Source organism: Aeromonas sp. FDAARGOS 1406 (assembly GCF_019048565.1).
GTDB lineage: Bacteria > Pseudomonadota > Gammaproteobacteria > Enterobacterales > Aeromonadaceae > Aeromonas > Aeromonas caviae.
The window spans coordinates 3145415-3162358 of record NZ_CP077378.1 but is presented as its reverse complement, the minus strand read 5'-3'; the positions used below and the strand labels follow the sequence as shown (position 1 = coordinate 3162358).

At 61.2% G+C, this 16944-nt stretch carries 22 protein-coding genes; 12 read left to right on the top strand and 10 right to left on the bottom strand.

What is annotated here, in order from left to right; genetic code table 11:
- Positions 1–208: 208 nt before the first annotated feature.
- From I6L36_RS14965 to I6L36_RS14925, 9 genes are all read left to right on the top strand, one after another.
- Complete coding sequence (locus tag I6L36_RS14965) at positions 209–571, top strand: transcriptional regulator (RefSeq protein WP_010675859.1); 363 nt, start codon at positions 209–211, stop codon at positions 569–571.
- A complete protein-coding gene (locus I6L36_RS14960; RefSeq protein WP_010675860.1) occupies positions 572–937 on the top strand; it encodes an SFCGS family glycine-rich protein in 366 nt (121 codons plus the stop codon).
- Positions 937–1233 carry a DUF4312 family protein gene (locus tag I6L36_RS14955; protein WP_041211841.1) on the top strand — a complete coding sequence of 99 codons (297 nt, stop codon included), beginning with the start codon at positions 937–939 and terminating at the stop codon, positions 1231–1233. The genes I6L36_RS14960 and I6L36_RS14955 overlap by 1 nt, the downstream gene beginning before the upstream one ends.
- Positions 1234–1258: 25 nt before the next feature.
- Entirely contained in the window at positions 1259–2035 is a 777-nt protein-coding gene (locus I6L36_RS14950) for a DUF4311 domain-containing protein (RefSeq protein WP_010675862.1), read from the top strand.
- A gap of 11 nt (positions 2036–2046) precedes the next feature.
- Positions 2047–2697 (top strand): DUF4310 family protein, encoded by a 651-nt coding sequence (locus I6L36_RS14945; RefSeq protein WP_041211843.1) that lies wholly within the window; start codon positions 2047–2049, stop codon positions 2695–2697.
- A 142-nt stretch (positions 2698–2839) separates the two neighbouring features.
- On the top strand, positions 2840–3979 hold the full coding sequence (locus I6L36_RS14940; protein WP_109113027.1) for an amidohydrolase/deacetylase family metallohydrolase: 1140 nt from the start codon (positions 2840–2842) through the stop codon (positions 3977–3979).
- The gene (locus I6L36_RS14935; RefSeq protein ID WP_109113026.1) at positions 3963–5078 is read left to right on the top strand and encodes a DgaE family pyridoxal phosphate-dependent ammonia lyase; all 1116 of its coding nucleotides are present in this window, start codon (positions 3963–3965) and stop codon (positions 5076–5078) included. The genes I6L36_RS14940 and I6L36_RS14935 overlap by 17 nt, the downstream gene beginning before the upstream one ends.
- On the top strand, positions 5078–5818 hold the full coding sequence (locus I6L36_RS14930) for a KDGP aldolase family protein (RefSeq protein ID WP_109113025.1): 741 nt from the start codon (positions 5078–5080) through the stop codon (positions 5816–5818). The genes I6L36_RS14935 and I6L36_RS14930 overlap by 1 nt, the downstream gene beginning before the upstream one ends.
- Positions 5819–5921: 103 nt before the next feature.
- Positions 5922–7826, top strand: a complete 1905-nt coding sequence (locus tag I6L36_RS14925) for a transcription antiterminator (RefSeq protein WP_216986726.1) — start codon at positions 5922–5924, stop codon at positions 7824–7826.
- A 15-nt stretch (positions 7827–7841) separates the two neighbouring features.
- Here I6L36_RS14925 and npr read toward each other — a convergent pair whose 3' ends face one another.
- From npr to I6L36_RS14875, 10 genes are all read right to left on the bottom strand, one after another.
- Positions 7842–8114, bottom strand: a complete 273-nt coding sequence (npr, locus tag I6L36_RS14920; protein WP_010675868.1) for a PTS phosphocarrier protein NPr — start codon at positions 8112–8114, stop codon at positions 7842–7844.
- Between the two features lie 20 nt (positions 8115–8134).
- A complete protein-coding gene (gene rapZ, locus I6L36_RS14915; protein WP_010675869.1) occupies positions 8135–9001 on the bottom strand; it encodes an RNase adapter RapZ in 867 nt (288 codons plus the stop codon).
- A 40-nt stretch (positions 9002–9041) separates the two neighbouring features.
- On the bottom strand, positions 9042–9488 hold the full coding sequence (ptsN, locus tag I6L36_RS14910) for a PTS IIA-like nitrogen regulatory protein PtsN (RefSeq protein WP_010675870.1): 447 nt from the start codon (positions 9486–9488) through the stop codon (positions 9042–9044).
- 2 nt (positions 9489–9490) lie between these two features.
- The gene (hpf, locus tag I6L36_RS14905) at positions 9491–9778 is read right to left on the bottom strand and encodes a ribosome hibernation promoting factor (protein ID WP_005305957.1); all 288 of its coding nucleotides are present in this window, start codon (positions 9776–9778) and stop codon (positions 9491–9493) included.
- A gap of 20 nt (positions 9779–9798) precedes the next feature.
- Positions 9799–11238, bottom strand: coding sequence for an RNA polymerase factor sigma-54 (locus I6L36_RS14900; protein WP_039040474.1), 1440 nt, complete (start codon positions 11236–11238; stop codon positions 9799–9801).
- A 65-nt stretch (positions 11239–11303) separates the two neighbouring features.
- On the bottom strand, positions 11304–12029 hold the full coding sequence (gene lptB, locus I6L36_RS14895; RefSeq protein WP_010675872.1) for an LPS export ABC transporter ATP-binding protein: 726 nt from the start codon (positions 12027–12029) through the stop codon (positions 11304–11306).
- A 12-nt stretch (positions 12030–12041) separates the two neighbouring features.
- Positions 12042–12560 carry a lipopolysaccharide transport periplasmic protein LptA gene (gene lptA, locus I6L36_RS14890; RefSeq protein ID WP_010675873.1) on the bottom strand — a complete coding sequence of 173 codons (519 nt, stop codon included), beginning with the start codon at positions 12558–12560 and terminating at the stop codon, positions 12042–12044.
- The gene (gene lptC, locus I6L36_RS14885; protein WP_109112475.1) at positions 12547–13107 is read right to left on the bottom strand and encodes an LPS export ABC transporter periplasmic protein LptC; all 561 of its coding nucleotides are present in this window, start codon (positions 13105–13107) and stop codon (positions 12547–12549) included. The genes lptA and lptC overlap by 14 nt, the downstream gene beginning before the upstream one ends.
- On the bottom strand, positions 13104–13658 hold the full coding sequence (kdsC, locus tag I6L36_RS14880; RefSeq protein ID WP_042864828.1) for a 3-deoxy-manno-octulosonate-8-phosphatase KdsC: 555 nt from the start codon (positions 13656–13658) through the stop codon (positions 13104–13106). Before kdsC ends, lptC begins: the two co-directional genes overlap by 4 nt.
- Positions 13658–14653, bottom strand: coding sequence for a KpsF/GutQ family sugar-phosphate isomerase (locus tag I6L36_RS14875; protein WP_029314845.1), 996 nt, complete (start codon positions 14651–14653; stop codon positions 13658–13660). The genes kdsC and I6L36_RS14875 overlap by 1 nt, the downstream gene beginning before the upstream one ends.
- Before the next feature lie 206 nt (positions 14654–14859).
- On the opposite strand from I6L36_RS14875, the gene mlaF reads away from it, so the two are divergent.
- The 3 genes from mlaF to mlaD are packed head-to-tail and all read left to right on the top strand — an operon-like array spanning position 14860 to position 16944.
- Positions 14860–15660, top strand: a complete 801-nt coding sequence (gene mlaF, locus I6L36_RS14870; protein ID WP_039040471.1) for a phospholipid ABC transporter ATP-binding protein MlaF — start codon at positions 14860–14862, stop codon at positions 15658–15660.
- On the top strand, positions 15660–16439 hold the full coding sequence (gene mlaE, locus I6L36_RS14865) for a lipid asymmetry maintenance ABC transporter permease subunit MlaE (RefSeq protein WP_010675878.1): 780 nt from the start codon (positions 15660–15662) through the stop codon (positions 16437–16439). Before mlaF ends, mlaE begins: the two co-directional genes overlap by 1 nt.
- A gap of 7 nt (positions 16440–16446) precedes the next feature.
- Positions 16447–16944: an outer membrane lipid asymmetry maintenance protein MlaD gene (gene mlaD / locus I6L36_RS14860; protein WP_010675879.1), complete on the top strand. Its 498-nt coding sequence runs from the start codon at positions 16447–16449 to the stop codon at positions 16942–16944.

Sequence of the window (16944 nt, the reverse complement as noted above, 5' to 3'; positions counted from 1 at the left end):
GATCTGGCGAAGGCGCCGTCAAAACCCGCCACCGATCACACTCCCTTGCCGCCAGTCCGCTCCTTTCCTCTTATTGATCGCCAAAAGGACTTCTTTGGATGCCTTTCCCTCCGGATTTCCACTTCGAATCGGAAAAAACCTGCCTCCTCCCGCACTCTCCTCCGCTTTATGGTGATCCCATCCTTTCTGCCAGCCTGGAGAGCAGACTTTGAATACCGACACCCATGACGCCCCCCTGACCCCGGACAGCCCGGCACTGCTGCGCAAGACCGACCTGACCCTGGCCCGCATTCACAACCTGCTGGCGGATCAGGGCATACGCCCCAACGACGTGCAGCAGCAGATGCTGGCCTCCCACGTCAAGGCCATGGTGTGGCGCTCTTACAGCGGGGAGTCCCTGCCGGAGGTCGACCTCAGCCTGTTCGAGGAGATCTCCCCCCTCTCCCTGCGCCTGGCCGAACAGGTCGTCGCCTGGCTCGACCGCCTCGCCTACGAGGAGGCGCACCTCTTGTCCGTCCATTTTGAAGTGGCCAAAGAAAACGAACTCAGCTCAGTAAAAGGAGAAAGCTAAATGACTGCCATCAAACTCGTGATTGGAGATCGTCTCGGCAAGGGTCAGAAAGTGGGGGCCGGCGCAGAAGCCGCCGGCGCCACCGTGACCGTCATCCCCGGCATGGCCGCCGACATGAAGCTCGGTGATGTGATGAACAAGGAGCAGGCCGACCTTGGCATCTCCTTCTGCGGCAGCGGTGGCGCGGGCGCCATCACGGCCCAGACCAAGTACGGCTACAAGTGCCGCTACGGCATGCGATCCATCGAAGAGGGTGTCACCGCCATCAACGAGGGGTGCGTGGTACTGGGCTTCGGCTTCATGGACAAGGAAGAGCTGGGCCAGAAGCTGATCGAAGCCTTCGCCAAGAAACACGGACGCGCCTGATGAAAGAGCACTTCACCACCCGGATCACGGTCAACGGCAAGGGGGCGACTCGCCAGCAGGCGTTCGCCGCCGCCCTCAGCCAGGTGCAACCCAGCCTGCTCAAGGAGAGCCCCAAGGTGATGCTGCGCATCGAACCCCTCGAGGTCGAGGTGCTCGAGGCCGAGGAGTCGGTACGGGTGGAGAAGTTCCTGTTCTTCTTCCTGCCACGCCAGCGCCATGAGTTCCGGGTCCGGCTGGCGATCACCGTCAAGGTCACCAGCCTGGATGTCGACAAGGTGGATTTCACCCGGGCCTGACCCCACAACCAAAAGGACAAGTTGGATGTTTCTAATCATTTTGATGAAGTCACTCATCATCGGCGGCCTGGTAGGCGTCGGGGTGGGAGCTGGCGCGGCGCGGATGTTCCACGCCCCGACCGTGCAGGGGATGGGCGCGTTCCGTACCCTGGGCGAGCTCAACTCCTGCGAAGGGGACCCCGCTTCCCACTTCTCGTTCGGTCTGGGCTTCTTCTTCAACGCCTGGGCCTCCACGGTCGCGGCCGGCGCCTTCACTCAGGACGTGGATCACCGCATCCTGCCGAACTGGGGTGCAGCGGCCCTGATGATCAAGAACCGGGATCTCGCCACCACCCTCCATGACCCGAAGAAGATGGCCATCGCCTGCGGCATCATAGGTGCCATCGTAGTCGCCTTCCTCAACAGCACCGCCGCCGCCGTGCCAGCCGCCCTGCAGGTCACCGCGGTCAAGGTACTGGTGCCCGCCGCCAACCTGCTGGTCAATACCGTCATGCCGGTGATCTTCTGGCTGGCCGCCATCGAGGCAGGCAAGAAGTCCGGCTTCTGGGCCACCATCTTCGGCGGTCTGGCCCAGCTCATCATGGGCAACGCGGTACCAGGCCTGGTGCTTGGCATCCTGATCGGCAAGGGGGTGGAAGAGAGCGGCTGGAACCACGTCACCAAGGTGATGATGAGTGCCATCGTCCTGCTGTTCGTGCTGAGCGGCTTCTTCCGCGGCTTTGACATGAAACTCATTGAATCCTTCCACCTGGGCGTTCCCCTTTGGCTGGAAAACGTCCACAACCTCATGAGCGGCAAATAAGGGAGCACACCATGGATGAGAAACTGAGAAACAACTTCTGGTATGCCGACTGGTCCTTCCCCATCTTTGTCGGTCTGCTCTCTTCCGGCGTCTTCGCCGGTACCCACATGTTCTACCTCTACGGGGTCGGCGCCTTCAACGAGGTGGCCTTCGTCGCCATGCTGAAAGCCGGCATGGACACGGGGGCCTATGGTGCAGTCGCCGCCTTCGGTGCCAGCTTCCTGTTCGCCCGCATCATCGAGGGCTCCCTGGTGGGGATCCTCGACATCGGCGGCGCCATCCAGACCGGAGTCGGCCTCGGGGTGCCCGCCCTGCTGCTGGGGGCCGGCATCGTCTATCCGGTGGAAAATTTCACCGCTTCCCTGATCACCGGCATGGGGATTGGGATGGCCATCGGCTACGTGATCATCCTGGCGCGCAAGTTCACCATCAACCAGAGCAACTCCACCTACGGGGCGGACGTCATGATGGGGGCTGGCAACAGCTCGGGCCGCTTCCTCGGTCCCCTCATCATCCTCTCCGCCATGGGCGCCTCCATTCCCATCGGGATAGGCTCCCTGCTGGGTGCCCTGCTGTTTTACATCTGGGAGAAGCCCATCACGGGTGGCGCCATTCTGGGGGCCATGCTGTTCGGGACCTTCTTCCCCATCGCTCTGGCTTAATCCAAAGCCGTCTCTTGGGCGGCATTCAAGAACCTGTTTGCGCTCTGTCGCGAGAGGTCGTCAGCAAGGTGAAGAGCAACACATGAGCCTTGGAAGCGGCCTCGCAGTAAGAGCGCAAGCAGGTTCCAAGAGGGATATCAGCATGTACGACATGATCATCAGGGCGGGACGCCTGGGAAACGGGCAGCTCGTCGACGTCGCCATCAAGCATGGCAAGATAGCGGCGCTGGGTTCGCTGCCAGAAAGCTCGGAGGCGAAGCAAACCCTCACTCTGGGCGGGCAGGTCCATGTGAGCGCCGGCTGGATTGACGGCCACACCCACTGCTACCCCGCCTCCCCCCTCTATCACGATGAGCCGGACAAGGTGGGCGTGGAATCCGGCGTCACCACCGTCATCGACGCCGGCAGTACCGGGGCCGACGACGTGGACGACTTCCAGCGTCTCGCCGCCGGCTGCAAGACCCGGGTGCACGCCCTGCTCAACATCTCCCGCATCGGCCTGCTGCGCCAGAACGATCTGGCGGATCCGGCAGACATCGATCCCGCCCTCGCCCAGGCGGCCATCCGGCGCCATCCCAGCTTCATCGTCGGCATCAAGGCGCGCATGAGCGGCAGCGTGGTGGGTGAAAGCGGTCTGCAACCCCTACGCATGGCCAAGCAGATCCAGCAGGCCAATGGCAACCTGCCACTGATGGTGCACGTGGGCAACACGCCGCCGGATCTGGACGAGATCGTCGCCCTGCTGGGGGAGGGCGATCTGCTGACCCACTGCTTCAACGGCAAGCCCAACCGCATCCTGACCCCGGCGGGTGAACTGCGCCAGGCGGTACGCGAAGCGATGCGGCGGGGACTCTTGCTCGACATCGGCCACGGCGGCGCCAGCTTCAGCTTCGAAGTGGCGGAGCTGGCCATTGCCCAGGGCATCCTGCCCCACACCATCAGTTCAGACATCTACTGCAAGAACCGCATCAAGGGGCCCGTCTACAGCCTTGCCCACGTGATGTCGAAGTTCTTCGCCATCGGCATGACCCTGGAGCAGGTGCTCGCCTGCGTCACTCACCAGGCCGCCGATGCCCTGCGCCTGCCCGGCAAGGGGCGACTCGAGGTGGGCGCCGATGCAGACATCACCCTGTTCGAGGTGAGCTGCGGCCCCACTCTCTTTACCGATACCGAGGCCGGCACCCGCAACGGTGACCGGCAACTGCTCCCTCTCGCCGCCCTGGTGGGCGGCGAACTGGTTCTGACTCACTACGGGAAATCACACCATGCCTTCTGTGTATGAGAAATACCGGCTCAAACCGGTGATCAACGCCTCCGGGCGCATGACCATCCTCGGCGTCTCCACCCCCGAGCAGGAGGTGGTCGATGCGGTCAACTTCGGCCTCGGCCACTACTTCGAGGTGAAGGATCTGGTCAACAAGACCGGCGCCTACCTGGCCGATCTGCTGGGCGTTGAAGATGCGGTGGTGGTCTCCTGCGCCAGCGCCGGCATCGCCCAGTCGGTGGCCGCCGTGATCGTGCGCGGCGACCCCTATCGCCTCGAGCAGTTGCATGCTCATGCCCACGACGTGCCGAGCGACATCGTGCTGCCCAAGGGCCACAACGTGAACTTTGGTGCCCCCGTCGGCACCATGGTCAACCTGGGGGGCGGCAGGGTGGTGGAGGCAGGCTACGCCAACGAGTGCTCACCCGCCCAGCTGGCCGCCGCCATCCATGCCAATACCGCCGCCATCCTCTACATCAAGTCCCACCACTGCGTACAGAAGAGCATTCTGTCGGTGACCGAGGCGGCCGAGGTGGCCAAGGCCCACGGGATCCCGCTCATCGTCGATGCAGCGGCCGAAGAGGATCTGCGTCTCTACTACAACCAGGGTGCGGATCTGGTCATCTACAGCGGCGCCAAGGCCATCGAAGGGCCCACCAGCGGCCTGGTACTCGGCAGACGTCAGTATGTGGAGTGGGTCAAGCAGCAGGCTGGCGGCATCGGCCGTGCCATGAAGGTGGGCAAGGAGGGGATCCTCGGCCTGACCCACGCCATCGAGCGCTACCTGGCCAAAGAGAAGGAGAGCGGCACCGCCATGGTCGCCAAGATGACCCCCTTCATCGAGCGCCTCAACCAGCTGCCCGGCGTCAGCGCCAAGGTGGTGTGGGACAGCGCGGGGCGCGACATCGCCCGCACCGACATCGCCTTCGACCACCAGCAGATCGGCATGACCACGGTGGAAGTGGTCTCCCGTCTGCAACAGGGTACCCCCGCCATCTACTGCCGCGGCTACAAGGCCAACGAGGGGCACATCGAGATAGACGTGCGCAGCGTCACCCAGCCCCAGCTCGACCAGATCCACTCCGCCATTGCCCACCTCGTTCAGGAGAACAACTGATGTCTCTTACCCCCAATTACTACCGCGATCGGGTCTGCCTCAACGTGCTGGCAGGTTCCAAAGAGAATGCCGTCGACATTTATGAGGCTGCCGAGGGCCACGTCCTGGTCGGTGTGCTCTCCAAGAACTACCCGGACATTCCCTCTGCCGTCGCCGACATGGAGGCCTACGCCAAGCTTATCGACAACGCCCTCTCCATCGGGCTGGGAGCCGGTGATCCGCGCCAGTCCGCCATGGTGGCCGAACTGGCCCGCCAGCTGCAGCCCCAGCACGTCAATCAGGTGTTCACCGGGGTCGGGGCCAGCCGGGCGCTGCTCGGTCAAGCTGACACCCTGGTCAATGGCCTTGTCTCCCCCACCGGCACCCCCGGCATGGTGAAGATCTCCACTGGCCCCCTGAGTAGCCAGCAGCCTGACGGCAATGTCCCCATCGATACCGTCATTGCCCTGCTCAAAGACATGGGGGGCAACTCGGTCAAATTCTTCCCCATGGGGGGACTCGCCTGCCGCGCCGAGTATCAGGCGGTGGCCGAGGCCTGTGCCCGCCACGGCTTCTGGCTGGAGCCCACCGGCGGTATCGATCTTGAGAACTTCGAGGAGATAGTGCGGATCGCGCTGGAGGCAGGAGTCGAGAAGGTGATCCCCCATGTCTACAGCTCCATCATCGACAGCGAGAGCGGCCAGACCCGGCCGGAGGATGTGCGTACCCTCCTCGCCATGGTGAAGGCACTGCTGGCATAGCAACCCCACAGGCACCGGTCCGATCACTGGGCGGTGCCTGGCTTGTTAATGACCCCCTTGTTAACATCGACCCACCATCCGCGACAGGAGTCCCCACCCCCTCATGACCAAGCTGCCCCACCCCAGACTCCAGCAACTGCTCGCCCTGCTTCACGCCGAGCCCCTGCCACAGGAGGAGCTGGCCCGCCGTCTCAATGTTTCCACCCGCACGGTGCGTACCGACGTGGCGACCCTGAACGAGCTCATCGCCACCCGGGGCGCCCACCTGATCCATCAGCGGGGCAGCGGTTACCAGCTCAAGATCTACAATCAGGGACTGTTCGATGCGCTGCTGGCCGCCCAGGGGCAGGAGAGCCCCCTGCCTCGCACCAGCCGCGAGCGGGTGCTGCACCTCCAGGTCTTGCTGCTGACGGCGGAACAGGGGATCAAGCTCGACGAGCTGGCGGACACCTGGTATCTGAGCCGGGCGGCTTTGCAAGGGGACATGACGGAGGTGCGGGAGCGGCTCGCCCACTTCGGGCTCACCATCGACAGCAAACCCAGAGTGGGGATGCGCATTGCGGGAAGCGAGATGGCGATCCGCGCCTGCCTCACCCAACTGCTCTGCCAGGAGCTGCTGCACCAGCATCCGCTCCAGAGCCTGTTGCCCACCCTCTGCCCCAGCAAGACGCTGGAGGTAGTGGGCAACCACATTCACGAGCAACTCGGTCGCCATCAGCTGCGCCTGGCCGACGAGAGCCTGCAGCAAGTCATCGTCTACTGTGCCGTCGCCCTGCTTCACCAGGCGTCTGGCCACGAGTTGCGCCAGTTTGCCAGCGACGACATCACCCCGCCCCTGGCAGTGGTGGCCCGCGACATCTATGCCGAGCTGCCGACCCTGACTTCACCGGGGCAGGAAGAGATCGCCTGTCTCGCCATCCAGATCCAGGCTCGCCTCACTGCAGAGACGCCCCTGCTCAGCCCGGCCATGGCGGCCGAGAGCGAGCAGCTGACGGCGCACCTGCTGGGTTACATCCACCAGCACTACCCCTATGACCTGCGCGGCGACCCGCAATTGCGAGCCGACCTGCAGACCCACATCGGCGCCATGCTGCTGCGGGTCAAATACCAGATTGGCAGCCACAATCCCCTGGCGGATCACATCAAGCAGTATTACCCCCTCGCCTACGACATCACCCTGGCGGCCATCTCTGAGTGGATCAGGCAGACCCCCTACCGATTGACCCACCACGAGATCGGCTACCTGGTGATCCACATCGGGGTCGGCCTGGAGCGCCACTACGACATCGGTTACACCCGGCGCCCCCAGGCGCTGCTGCTGTGCGATGCGGGCAACGCCACCTTCCGGGTGCTGGAAGCACGCATCCGGCGGGAATACCCCCAACTGCAGCTGACCACGCTGGAGTCGGTGCGGGATTACGAAGGGCTGGCGCGGATCGAGCAGGATTTCGTCATCAGCACCCTCAAGGTGAGCGAGAAGAATGCTCCCGTGGTGCAGGTCTCCCCCTTCCCGACCCAATACCAGCTGGAGCAGCTCGGCAAGCTGGTGCTCGTCGATCGCACCCGTCCCTATCTGCTCGACAAGTATTTCGATGCCGACCACTTCATGGTGCTTGATGAACCCATCAGCCAGGGGGTGCTGTTTGATCGCATCTGCAGCCAGCTTGAGGCGGAGGATCTGGTGCAGAGCGGATTCCGGGGATCCTTGCAGGAGCGGGAGCGGATCGTCTCCACCCTGCTGGGGGACGGCATCGCTCTGCCCCACTCCCTCGGCCTGCTGGCGCGCCGCACCCTGGTCTATACCGTGCTGGCCCCCCAGGGGATCGACTGGGGCAACGGCGAGAGCGCTACCCTCATCTTCGTGCTGGCCATCGCCAAGGCGGATTATGAGGAAGCCATGGGACTTTATGATCTGTTTCTGGCACTGATGAACGAAAAAGCCAGCAGAAGTCTGCTGGCTTGTCGGGATTTTGCCGCTTTCAAGACGCTGGCTCGCAGCGCACCTTGAGCACGCCGAGGCGTATTACTCCTCATTGAAGCCCGAGGTGAACAGCGCCACCACGGCGGCCAGGGCCTCCACCTCTTCGGGGCCCTCCACCTGCACCTCCACCTGTTTGCCCTGGGCGGAGTCCAGCATCAGCAGGCCGATCACGCTGTCCGCGTCGGCCTCGACCCCCTCTTCGTTGCGCAGCAACACGTGGGCATCGAACCCCTGCACCAGCTCGAACAGCATCATGGCCGGTCGCGCGTGAATGCCTAACTTGTTTTTGACTTCTACCGAGGCGGAAACGGTCATCTGAGCATCCTGTGGATCTGTCAGGCGGGGTTTGAACGCTTGTCCAACGTGCGATGGCGGATCTGCACGTTCTTGCCAAGCAACCGGAATGCGCTGGCCAGCCGCTCGGCGATGAACACCGAGCGGTGTTGTCCGCCGGTACAGCCAATCCCGACGGTCACATAGCTGCGATTGTTGCGCTCCAGGTGGGGCAACCAGGTCCCCAGCATATTCTCGATCTGCTGGATGAACAGCATGACATCCGGCTGGCTGGAGAGGTAGTTGGCCACGGGCTCATCCTTGCCGGTGAAGGGCTTGAGCTCCGGGATCCAGTGCGGGTTGGGCAGGAAACGGGCGTCGAACACGAAGTCCGCATCCTTGGGAATGCCGTACTTGAAACCGAATGACTCGAACACCAGCACCAGCTCGTTCTCTTTCTTGCCGAGCACCCGGGTTTTGATGAGCTCGCTGAGATCGTGAATGCTGAGGTTGGTGGTGTCGATGCGCAGGTCGGCGGTCGAGGAGAGCGGTGCCAGCAGATGGGTCTCTTCCCGGATCGCCTCGTCCAGCGAAAGCTTGTTGCGGGACAGAGGATGCAGACGGCGGCTCTCACCGTAGCGTTTGAGCAGGGTCGCGTTGTCCGCATCGAAGAAGAAGCTCGAAAACTTGACTCGCCCCTCGTTGCGCACCTGGCTCAGCAGGTTCTCCAGCCTGTCTGCCTGGGCAGGCAGGTTGCGCACGTCGATGCTGACCGCCAGCTTGTCATACTGGCTCTCCACCGACACGATCAACTGGGGCAGCAGGTTGACCGGCAGGTTGTCCACGCAGTAGTACCCGAGATCCTCGAGCACCCTCAGGGCCACCGTCTTGCCGGAGCCCGAACGACCGCTTACTACTATTAACTGCATCTTGTCCCCTCACGCCAACGTGGCAGTGTCAGACCCGGCCTCAGGCCGACGTCATGATCTGATAGAGTTCTTCGTCGCTGGTCGCCTGGCGCAGCTGGCGGCAGACGGCCTTGTCACCCAGTTTGGATGCCATCAGGGAAAGAGTCTTGAGGTGCTGCTTGCACTCGCTTTCCGGCACCAGCAATGCAAAGAGCAGGTCAACCGGTTGATTGTCGATAGAATCGAAAGGGATGGGCTCGGAGAAGGTCATCAACACGGCGGTCGGCGCGAAGGCGTCGTCAATCCGGCCGTGGGGGATGGCGATACCGGCTCCGATCCCGGTACTACCCATCTTTTCTCGCGCCAGCAGGCTTTCAAACAGGACCTGGCGGGAAGCGCCGAGGCGCTCTGCGGCCAGTTCACTGATGATCTCGAGCGCGCGTTTCTTGCTGGTACAAGGGACCGCACTCTTGGTGCAGTCCCGACTCAGTATGTGTTCAAGTTGCATAGTTATTTTTGATTTAACTTATCTTTGTGCTTGATGATCTGCCGATCCAGTTTATCCAGCAGGGTATCAATCGCCGCATACATGTCGGCATGCTGCGAATTGGCGAACACCTCTCCCCCGCTGACATGCAGCTTGGCTTCGGCGATCTGGTTCAGTTTTTCGACGCTCAACACCACGTGTACGTTGTTGATATGGTCAAAGTGACGCTCGAGTTTGGCAAATTTGTTGTTCACATAATCACGCAGAGCTTCGGTAATCTCGACATGGTGTCCGGTCAGGTTAATTTGCATAACGTCTTCCTTTTGTTTGCCTAAACCAGGCGTTTGCGCTGATTGGATGGCGGGATCAACAAGGATTCACGGTACTTTGCGATCGTGCGTCTCGCCACCATAATACCCTGTTCGGCCAGCAAATCCGCGATCTTGCTATCACTAAGCGGCTTGGCGGGGTTTTCCGCCGTCACCAGCTTCTTGATCAGGGCGCGAATAGCGGTCGATGAGCACTCTCCTCCTCCCTCCGTATTGACGTGACTGGAGAAAAAAAACTTCAGTTCAAAAATGCCGCGGGGCGTATGCATGTACTTCTGGGTCGTGACCCGTGAAATGGTCGACTCATGCATCTCCACCGCTTCCGCGATGTCGTTGAGTACCATGGGTTTCATGGCCTCTTCGCCGTACTCGAAAAAGCCCTGCTGCTGCTCGACGATGCAGCTGGCCACCTTGAGCAGGGTGTCGTTACGACTCTCCAGGCTCTTGATGAACCACTTGGCCTCCTGCAAATGAGAACGGATGAACTGGGTATCCGTGCTGCTGCGGGCATTGCGCGCCATGGCCGCATAGGCCTCGTTGACACGGATGCGCGGAGCAGAATCCGGATTGAGTTCAACCACCCACTTGCTACCCTTCTTGACCACGGACACATCCGGGATCACGTACTGGGATTCACTCTGGATGATGCCGTTGCCGGGTCTGGGCTCCAGTTGCTGGATGAGATCCAGCACCTCCTTGAGATCGCTCTCCTTGAGGCGGGTCTTGCGAGCCAGGGTGCGGTAGTCGCGATTGCCGAGCAGGTCCATGTGTTCGCGGATCACCTCTCTGGCTTCGTCGAGCCAGGGCAGGTCCGGCGAATACTGGCCGAGCTGGATCAGCAGACACTCTTGCACCGAACGGGCGGCGATGCCGACCGGATCGAAATGCTGCACCCGCTTGAGCACGGCTTCTATCTCATCCAGTTCGACTTCTACCTCCTCGCTGCTGACTGCAGCCTGAATATCCTCGAGGGTGGCAGTCAGATACCCGGATTCGTCGATGGCATCGATGATGGCAAGGGCGATGGCAGCATCCACATCACTGAACGGGGTGAGCCGCATCTGCCACAGCAGGTAGTCCTGCAGGTTCTCGGTGGTCTCCCCCTGATAGACGCTGTCTTCCCCGTCATGGATGGGACCTGCGCTCTGGGCCGTACCGGCCGAGTAGACCTCGTCCCAGGTGGTGTCCACCGGCAGTTCATCCGGCATGCTCTCCTGGGCCATGGCATCGCTGGAGTCGAGTTGACTGGCGTCCTGTGTCTCTGTCTGACTGGTTTCCTGCGCCTCGTTCTCCTCTTGCTCCAGCAAGGGGTTGTTGTCGAGCGCTTGCTGAATTTCCTGCTGGAGTTCCAGGGTGGAGAGCTGGAGCAGACGAATCGCTTGTTGTAATTGTGGCGTCATGGTCAGGGACTGACCGAGACGCAACTGTAATGTCGGCTTCATCTACGTCGGGATATCCTTATGTTCAGCGAGGCAGTCACCTAACAAAAATGAGGGGTGCCCCCTTACTATAGACTGAATTGATCGCCCAAATAGACGCGCTTGACCTGCTCATCGGCGAGGATATCGGCCGGCGCGCCCTCGGCAATCATCTTGCCGTGGCTGACGATGTAGGCCTTCTCGCACACATCCAGCGTCTCTCTGACGTTGTGGTCCGTTATCAGCACACCCAACCCGCGTTCTTTCAGATGCTGGATGATCTTTTTGATATCGATGACTGAAATAGGATCAACACCTGCGAAAGGCTCATCGAGCAGAATGAATCTCGGCTCTGCCGCCAGCGCCCGGGCGATTTCCACCCGGCGCCGCTCCCCACCCGAGAGGCTCTGGCCCAGGCTGTCGCGGATATGGGTGATATTGAACTCTTCCAGCAACTGTTCGACCTTATCTTCCCGCTCTTCGCGGCTCAACCCCTTGCGGGTCTGCATAACCCCCATCAAGTTGTCGAACACCGACAGGCGCCGGAAGATGGAGGCCTCCTGAGGCAGATAGCCGATGCCATTGCGGGCACGGATATGCATGGGCTGCAGGCTGATGTCCTGCTCGTCGATGGTGATGAGGCCGGCATCCCGCTGCACCAGGCCCACGATCATGTAGAAGGAGGTCGTCTTGCCCGCGCCGTTCGGGCCGAGCAGGCCCACGATCTGGCCCGTACCCACCTCCAGGCTCACATCGCTGACCACCATGCGGCGCTTGTAGCTCTTTTGCAGACCCGTTGCTTTTAACACTGCCATGGCTGTTGTTTCCTACTTCTTCTGATCGGCGGGTTTGTCAAAGTTCTCCACCTGATCCGGCAGGAACACCGTCTTGACGCGCTGGGTGGGCCCCTTGCTCTCGGCAATCATCTTCTGCTTGACGATGTCGTAGCGAATGAGATCGCCGGTCACCTGGCTGTCTTCCTGCTTGAGCTGGCCATTGCCGGTGATGGTTACCAGCCGGTTCTTAAGCTCGTAGCGGATGCTGTTGCCATGGGCATTGACCGGTTTGCCGTTGTCCAGCACCTGGAAGAAAGTGGCTGGGTTGCCATACGCGGTCATCACCTCGGCGCCCTTGTCGCCGGAGCGGATCACCACCACCTTGTCGGCCTTAATCTTGATGGTGCCCTGGGTGATGATGACATCCTCGCTGAAGGTGATGCGGTTGTCCTGCATCTCGGCCACCTGCTTGACCGCATCCACATAGACCTTCTCGGCGAAATCGGACTCTTTGGCATTCAGGGAACCGCACAGCAACAGGGCCGTGAGGGCCAGATTAACGTTTTTCATTGAAATAAGTGGCATGGCCTTTATCCAGTAACTCGAAATATTTACGTTCCAGGTGACCCTTGAGGCCAACGCCCTCGGTCTGGAACTCCTGGCCCACAATGCTGATGTGCTGGTTGCTTCTCATCCCCTGCGTCACCAGATCCAGCTCCAGATAGGAAGTATCCAGCGTGGAGATGAAGGACGCGGGCAGCAGACCGTCCAGATGCACCTTGTCACGGAGGATCACATTGTCATCGGTGTTGAGCACCCCGGTTTCGGCCGTCAGCTTCCATTCGGCCGCGCCCTTGTCATCGAACAGGTAGACCACCGGCTTGGTGAAAGTGGCCTGCTCGAGTACCTGGTAGTACTCCGCATATTCGGATTCCAGCCGCTCGGTGCGCTTGCCCTGCTCGTTGAAACGGGTCGTCACCAACTCTCTGGCGGTGAAGTCCGGTTGAAAATTTTCCGTCTTGGTGGTCGGCTCGGGGACCAGCTCGATCTCCCCCAGCTGCCAGGCCGCCAGCGCAGCCAGAAACAGCAGGCCGAACAGCACAGTCTGTTTGTTCATCGCGACGCCTCGGGTTGATAGTCAGCCAATCCCTGGGCCTGCAAGATCAGGTCGCACACCTCGCGCACGGCCCCGACGCCACCGCCAAGCCGCGTCACCAGATCCGCCTTCGCCAGCACAAGCGGATGGGCATCGGCAACGGCGATACCCAGGCCGCAAGCCTGCATCACCGGCAGATCGATGGTGTCATCTCCCATATAGGCGGCTTGCGATGCATCCAGCCCGAGCTTGGTCAGCAAGGCCTCGAAGTGGGGCAGCTTTTTGTCTGCCCCCTGCACCAGGTGCTGGACTCCCAGACTCTTCATGCGATCGCTGACGATGCGGGAGTTTCGCCCCGTGATGATGGCAATCTCGATGCCCGCATTGAGCAGGGCACGCATGCCGGCACCGTCACGGGTGCAGAAAGTCTTCAGCTCTTCGCCGTTATTACCCATATAGATGAAGCCGTTGGAGAGCACCCCATCCACATCGCACACCAGCAGGCGGATCTGCGCCGCCTTCTCGTACTGGCTGCGCGTCACCGGACCATAGAGGGTCGGTACGTCTTGCATCAAATTACTCCGGCTTTCAGCAGGTCATGCATGTTGAAGGCACCCAGCGGGTGTCTCTCCCCATCCACGACCAACAACCCGTTGATTTTCCTGGTTTCCATCAGCTTGACGGCCTCGGCCGCCATCATCTCAGGCCCTACGGTAACACAGTTCACCGTCATGACGCGGCTGATGGGGGTGTGATGGATGTCCACCTGCAGGTCCAGAATGCGGCGCAGGTCACCATCGGTGAACAGACCGGCAAGCAGCCCTTGATCGTCCACCACCGCCGTCATGCCGAGCCCCTTGCGGCTCACTTCCAGCAGCGCCTGGCTGATGGTGGCATCTATCCCCACCTTGGGCAACAGCTCGCCGCTGTGCATCAGATCGCCCACTCGCAACAGCAACCGCTTGCCGAGGGACCCGCCCGGATGCGACAGCGCAAAGTCATCGGCGGTGAAGCCACGGGCCTCCAGTAGGGCCACGGCCAGCGCGTCCCCCATCACCAGGGTGGCGGTAGTGCTGGATGTCGGGGCCAGACCGAGGGGGCAGGCCTCTTTCTCCACCTTGATGCACAGGTGCACGTTGGCCTCTTTCGCCATGGTGGAAGCCGGATTGCCTGTCATGCAGATGAGTGGAATGCCGCGGCGCTTGAGCACCGGCAGCAGGGCCAGGATCTCGTCGCTCTCGCCGGAGTTGGAAATGGCGATGATGAGATCCCCGGCTGAGATCATGCCGAGATCCCCGTGGCTCGCCTCGCCCGGGTGCAGGAAGAAGGCGGGCGTTCCCGTGCTGGCCAGGGTCGCGGCAATCTTGTTGCCGATATGACCCGACTTGCCCATGCCGGTCACCACTATCTTGCCGCCACAGCGCAGCACCATCTCGCAGGCGCGCTCGAACGCCTCGTCAAGGTACTGGTAGAGTCCATCAATGGCTTGTTTTTCTATGTCCAGCACCGCTCGGGCGCTGCGACGGAAATCGAACAATTCAGACACTTTTTCAGGCTTTACAGACATAAAGGCACAGCTCCGGGCCGAAATTTGCTGCGGGATTATAAAAAAGTCTGCCGAGATAAGCGAATCGGATGCGGAATGGGCGGTCATTGACGCAGGTTGTTACATAAAACTGTCGCGTACTTGGGGGGGAAACCCGCTCAATAGTTGTTCCTCGCTGTTGCTTAGACCTAGACTAGCCCATAAAATTCGCTCTTCATTTATACCGGATGGACAATTGTTTGAACGATGACCTGATCACCATCTCCGACCTGACCTTCAGTCACGGGGATCGGCTGCTGTACGACAGGATCAACCTGACCATTCCCCGTGGCAAGGTCACCGCCGTCATGGGTCCGAGCGGGATCGGCAAGACCACCTTGCTGCGCCTGATCGGGGGCCAGCTCAAGCCTGAGTCCGGTCATATCCTGTTTGACGGGGAAGACATTCCCACTCTCTCCCGTTCGCGCCTGTATGAAGTGCGGAAACGGATGAGCATGCTGTTCCAGAGTGGTGCATTGTTCACCGGCATGACCGTCTTCGACAATGTGGCCTTTCCGCTGCGGGAGCACTCCGGCCTGCCGGAAGAGCTGATCCGCACCATCGTCATGATGAAACTGCAAGCTGTCGGTCTGCGCGGGGCGGCCAAGCTGATGCCGTCCGAGCTCTCCGGTGGCATGGCGCGTCGCGCGGCCCTGGCGAGATCCATCGCGCTGGATCCAGATCTCATCATGTATGACGAGCCCTTCGTGGGGCAGGACCCCATCACCATGGCGGTGCTGGTGAAGCTCATCAAGGAGCTCAACGATGCACTCGGCATCACCTCCGTCATCGTCACCCACGACGTGAAGGAAGTGCTGAGCATCGCCGACTACGCCTACATCATCGCCAACCGCAAGGTAGTGGCACACGGCACACCGGAGCAGCTGCGCGAGGAGCACAATCCCGAAGTCGAGCAGTTCCTCAAGGGATTGCCCGACGGTCCTGTTCCGTTTCATTTTCCGGCAGGCGACCTGCTACAGGATCTGTGATGTTGACAAGTCAGATAAGCAAGCTGGGCCGCAGCGGTGTGCGTTTCATCAACGCCGTCGGCCGGGCAACCATCATGCTGTTTCATGCACTGGCAGGACGGCCCCAGCCACGCAAGCACTTCCCGCTGCTGGTGCAGCAACTGTATGTGGTGGGAGTGCAATCCGTCGCCATCATACTGGTGTCCGGCCTCTTCATCGGCATGGTGCTCTCCCTGCAGGGTTACAACGTATTGAAGGATTTCGGCGCCGAGCAGAGCCTGGGGCCTCTGGTTTCCCTCTCCCTGCTCCGTGAGCTGGGCCCTGTGGTCACCGCCCTGCTGTTCGCCGGTCGTGCAGGCTCCGCCCTCACCGCCGAGATCGGCCTGATGAAGGCCACCGAGCAGCTCTCCAGCCTGGAGATGATGGCGGTCGATCCGCTGCGTCGGGTCGTGGCGCCCCGCTTCTGGGCCGGGGTCATCAGCATGCCGCTGCTGGCCTTCATGTTCAGCCTGATCGGCATCTTTGGCGGCAAGCTGGTTGGTGTCGACTGGCTGGGGGTGGACGAAGGCAGTTTCTGGTCCGCCATGCAGGCCTCCGTCGACTGGCAGGACGACATCATGCAGGGCGCCATCAAGAGCCTGATCTTCGCCCTGGTGGTGACCTGGATAGCGCTCTTCAACGGCTATGATGCCAAACCGACCTCGGCCGGGATCAGTCAGGCGACCACCCGTACCGTGGTTCACTCATCCCTGGCCGTGCTCGGTCTGGATTTTATACTCACCGCAGTCATGTTTGGATAAGGGAAAGATGAAGTTCAGCAAAGTAGAATTTCTGGTTGGCGCCTTCATGCTGGCTGGCATCGCGGCCATTCTGGCATTGGCACTGCAAGTGGCGGGATTGAGTTTCAAACCGGAAGGAGAAACCTATACCCTGCGCGCCCATTTCGATAATATCGGCGGCCTGAAAGTACGCTCGCCGGTCAAGGTCGGCGGCGTCGTCGTCGGTCGTGTCAGCGACATCACCCTGGATCCCAAGAGCCAGGTCCCCATCGTTTCCCTGCAGATGCAGAAGAGTGCCGGCGAGTTCTCCGAGACCAGCACCCTCTCCATCCTGACCTCTGGCCTGCTCGGTGAGCAGTACATCGGTCTGGCACCGGGGTTCAGCGATGAGGAGATGGGCACCAGCATGCTCAAGGATGGCGACATGATCGAAGACACCAAGTCCGCCATCGTGCTGGAAGATCTGATTGGCAAGTTCCTCTACAGCCAGTCCTCCCCGGCCAACACACCCGCAACCAAGGAGTAA

Excerpts from the sequence above, each read along its gene's own strand:
- I6L36_RS14960 (WP_010675860.1), top strand. The coding sequence starts at position 572 with ATGACTGCCATCAAACTCGTGATTGGAGATCGTCTCGGCAAGGGTCAG.
- I6L36_RS14955 (WP_041211841.1), top strand. The coding sequence starts at position 937 with ATGAAAGAGCACTTCACCACCCGGATCACGGTCAACGGCAAGGGGGCG.
- I6L36_RS14950 (WP_010675862.1), top strand. The coding sequence starts at position 1,259 with ATGTTTCTAATCATTTTGATGAAGTCACTCATCATCGGCGGCCTGGTA.
- I6L36_RS14945 (WP_041211843.1), top strand. The coding sequence starts at position 2,047 with ATGGATGAGAAACTGAGAAACAACTTCTGGTATGCCGACTGGTCCTTC.
- I6L36_RS14940 (WP_109113027.1), top strand. The coding sequence starts at position 2,840 with ATGTACGACATGATCATCAGGGCGGGACGCCTGGGAAACGGGCAGCTC.
- I6L36_RS14935 (WP_109113026.1), top strand. The coding sequence starts at position 3,963 with ATGCCTTCTGTGTATGAGAAATACCGGCTCAAACCGGTGATCAACGCC.
- I6L36_RS14930 (WP_109113025.1), top strand. The coding sequence starts at position 5,078 with ATGTCTCTTACCCCCAATTACTACCGCGATCGGGTCTGCCTCAACGTG.
- I6L36_RS14925 (WP_216986726.1), top strand. The coding sequence starts at position 5,922 with ATGACCAAGCTGCCCCACCCCAGACTCCAGCAACTGCTCGCCCTGCTT.
- npr (WP_010675868.1), bottom strand. The coding sequence starts at position 8,114 with ATGACCGTTTCCGCCTCGGTAGAAGTCAAAAACAAGTTAGGCATTCAC.
- rapZ (WP_010675869.1), bottom strand. The coding sequence starts at position 9,001 with ATGCAGTTAATAGTAGTAAGCGGTCGTTCGGGCTCCGGCAAGACGGTG.
- ptsN (WP_010675870.1), bottom strand. The coding sequence starts at position 9,488 with ATGCAACTTGAACACATACTGAGTCGGGACTGCACCAAGAGTGCGGTC.
- hpf (WP_005305957.1), bottom strand. The coding sequence starts at position 9,778 with ATGCAAATTAACCTGACCGGACACCATGTCGAGATTACCGAAGCTCTG.
- I6L36_RS14900 (WP_039040474.1), bottom strand. The coding sequence starts at position 11,238 with ATGAAGCCGACATTACAGTTGCGTCTCGGTCAGTCCCTGACCATGACG.
- lptB (WP_010675872.1), bottom strand. The coding sequence starts at position 12,029 with ATGGCAGTGTTAAAAGCAACGGGTCTGCAAAAGAGCTACAAGCGCCGC.
- lptA (WP_010675873.1), bottom strand. The coding sequence starts at position 12,560 with ATGAAAAACGTTAATCTGGCCCTCACGGCCCTGTTGCTGTGCGGTTCC.
- lptC (WP_109112475.1), bottom strand. The coding sequence starts at position 13,107 with ATGAACAAACAGACTGTGCTGTTCGGCCTGCTGTTTCTGGCTGCGCTG.
- kdsC (WP_042864828.1), bottom strand. The coding sequence starts at position 13,658 with ATGCAAGACGTACCGACCCTCTATGGTCCGGTGACGCGCAGCCAGTAC.
- I6L36_RS14875 (WP_029314845.1), bottom strand. The coding sequence starts at position 14,653 with ATGTCTGTAAAGCCTGAAAAAGTGTCTGAATTGTTCGATTTCCGTCGC.
- mlaF (WP_039040471.1), top strand. The coding sequence starts at position 14,860 with ATGGACAATTGTTTGAACGATGACCTGATCACCATCTCCGACCTGACC.
- mlaE (WP_010675878.1), top strand. The coding sequence starts at position 15,660 with ATGTTGACAAGTCAGATAAGCAAGCTGGGCCGCAGCGGTGTGCGTTTC.
- mlaD (WP_010675879.1), top strand. The coding sequence starts at position 16,447 with ATGAAGTTCAGCAAAGTAGAATTTCTGGTTGGCGCCTTCATGCTGGCT.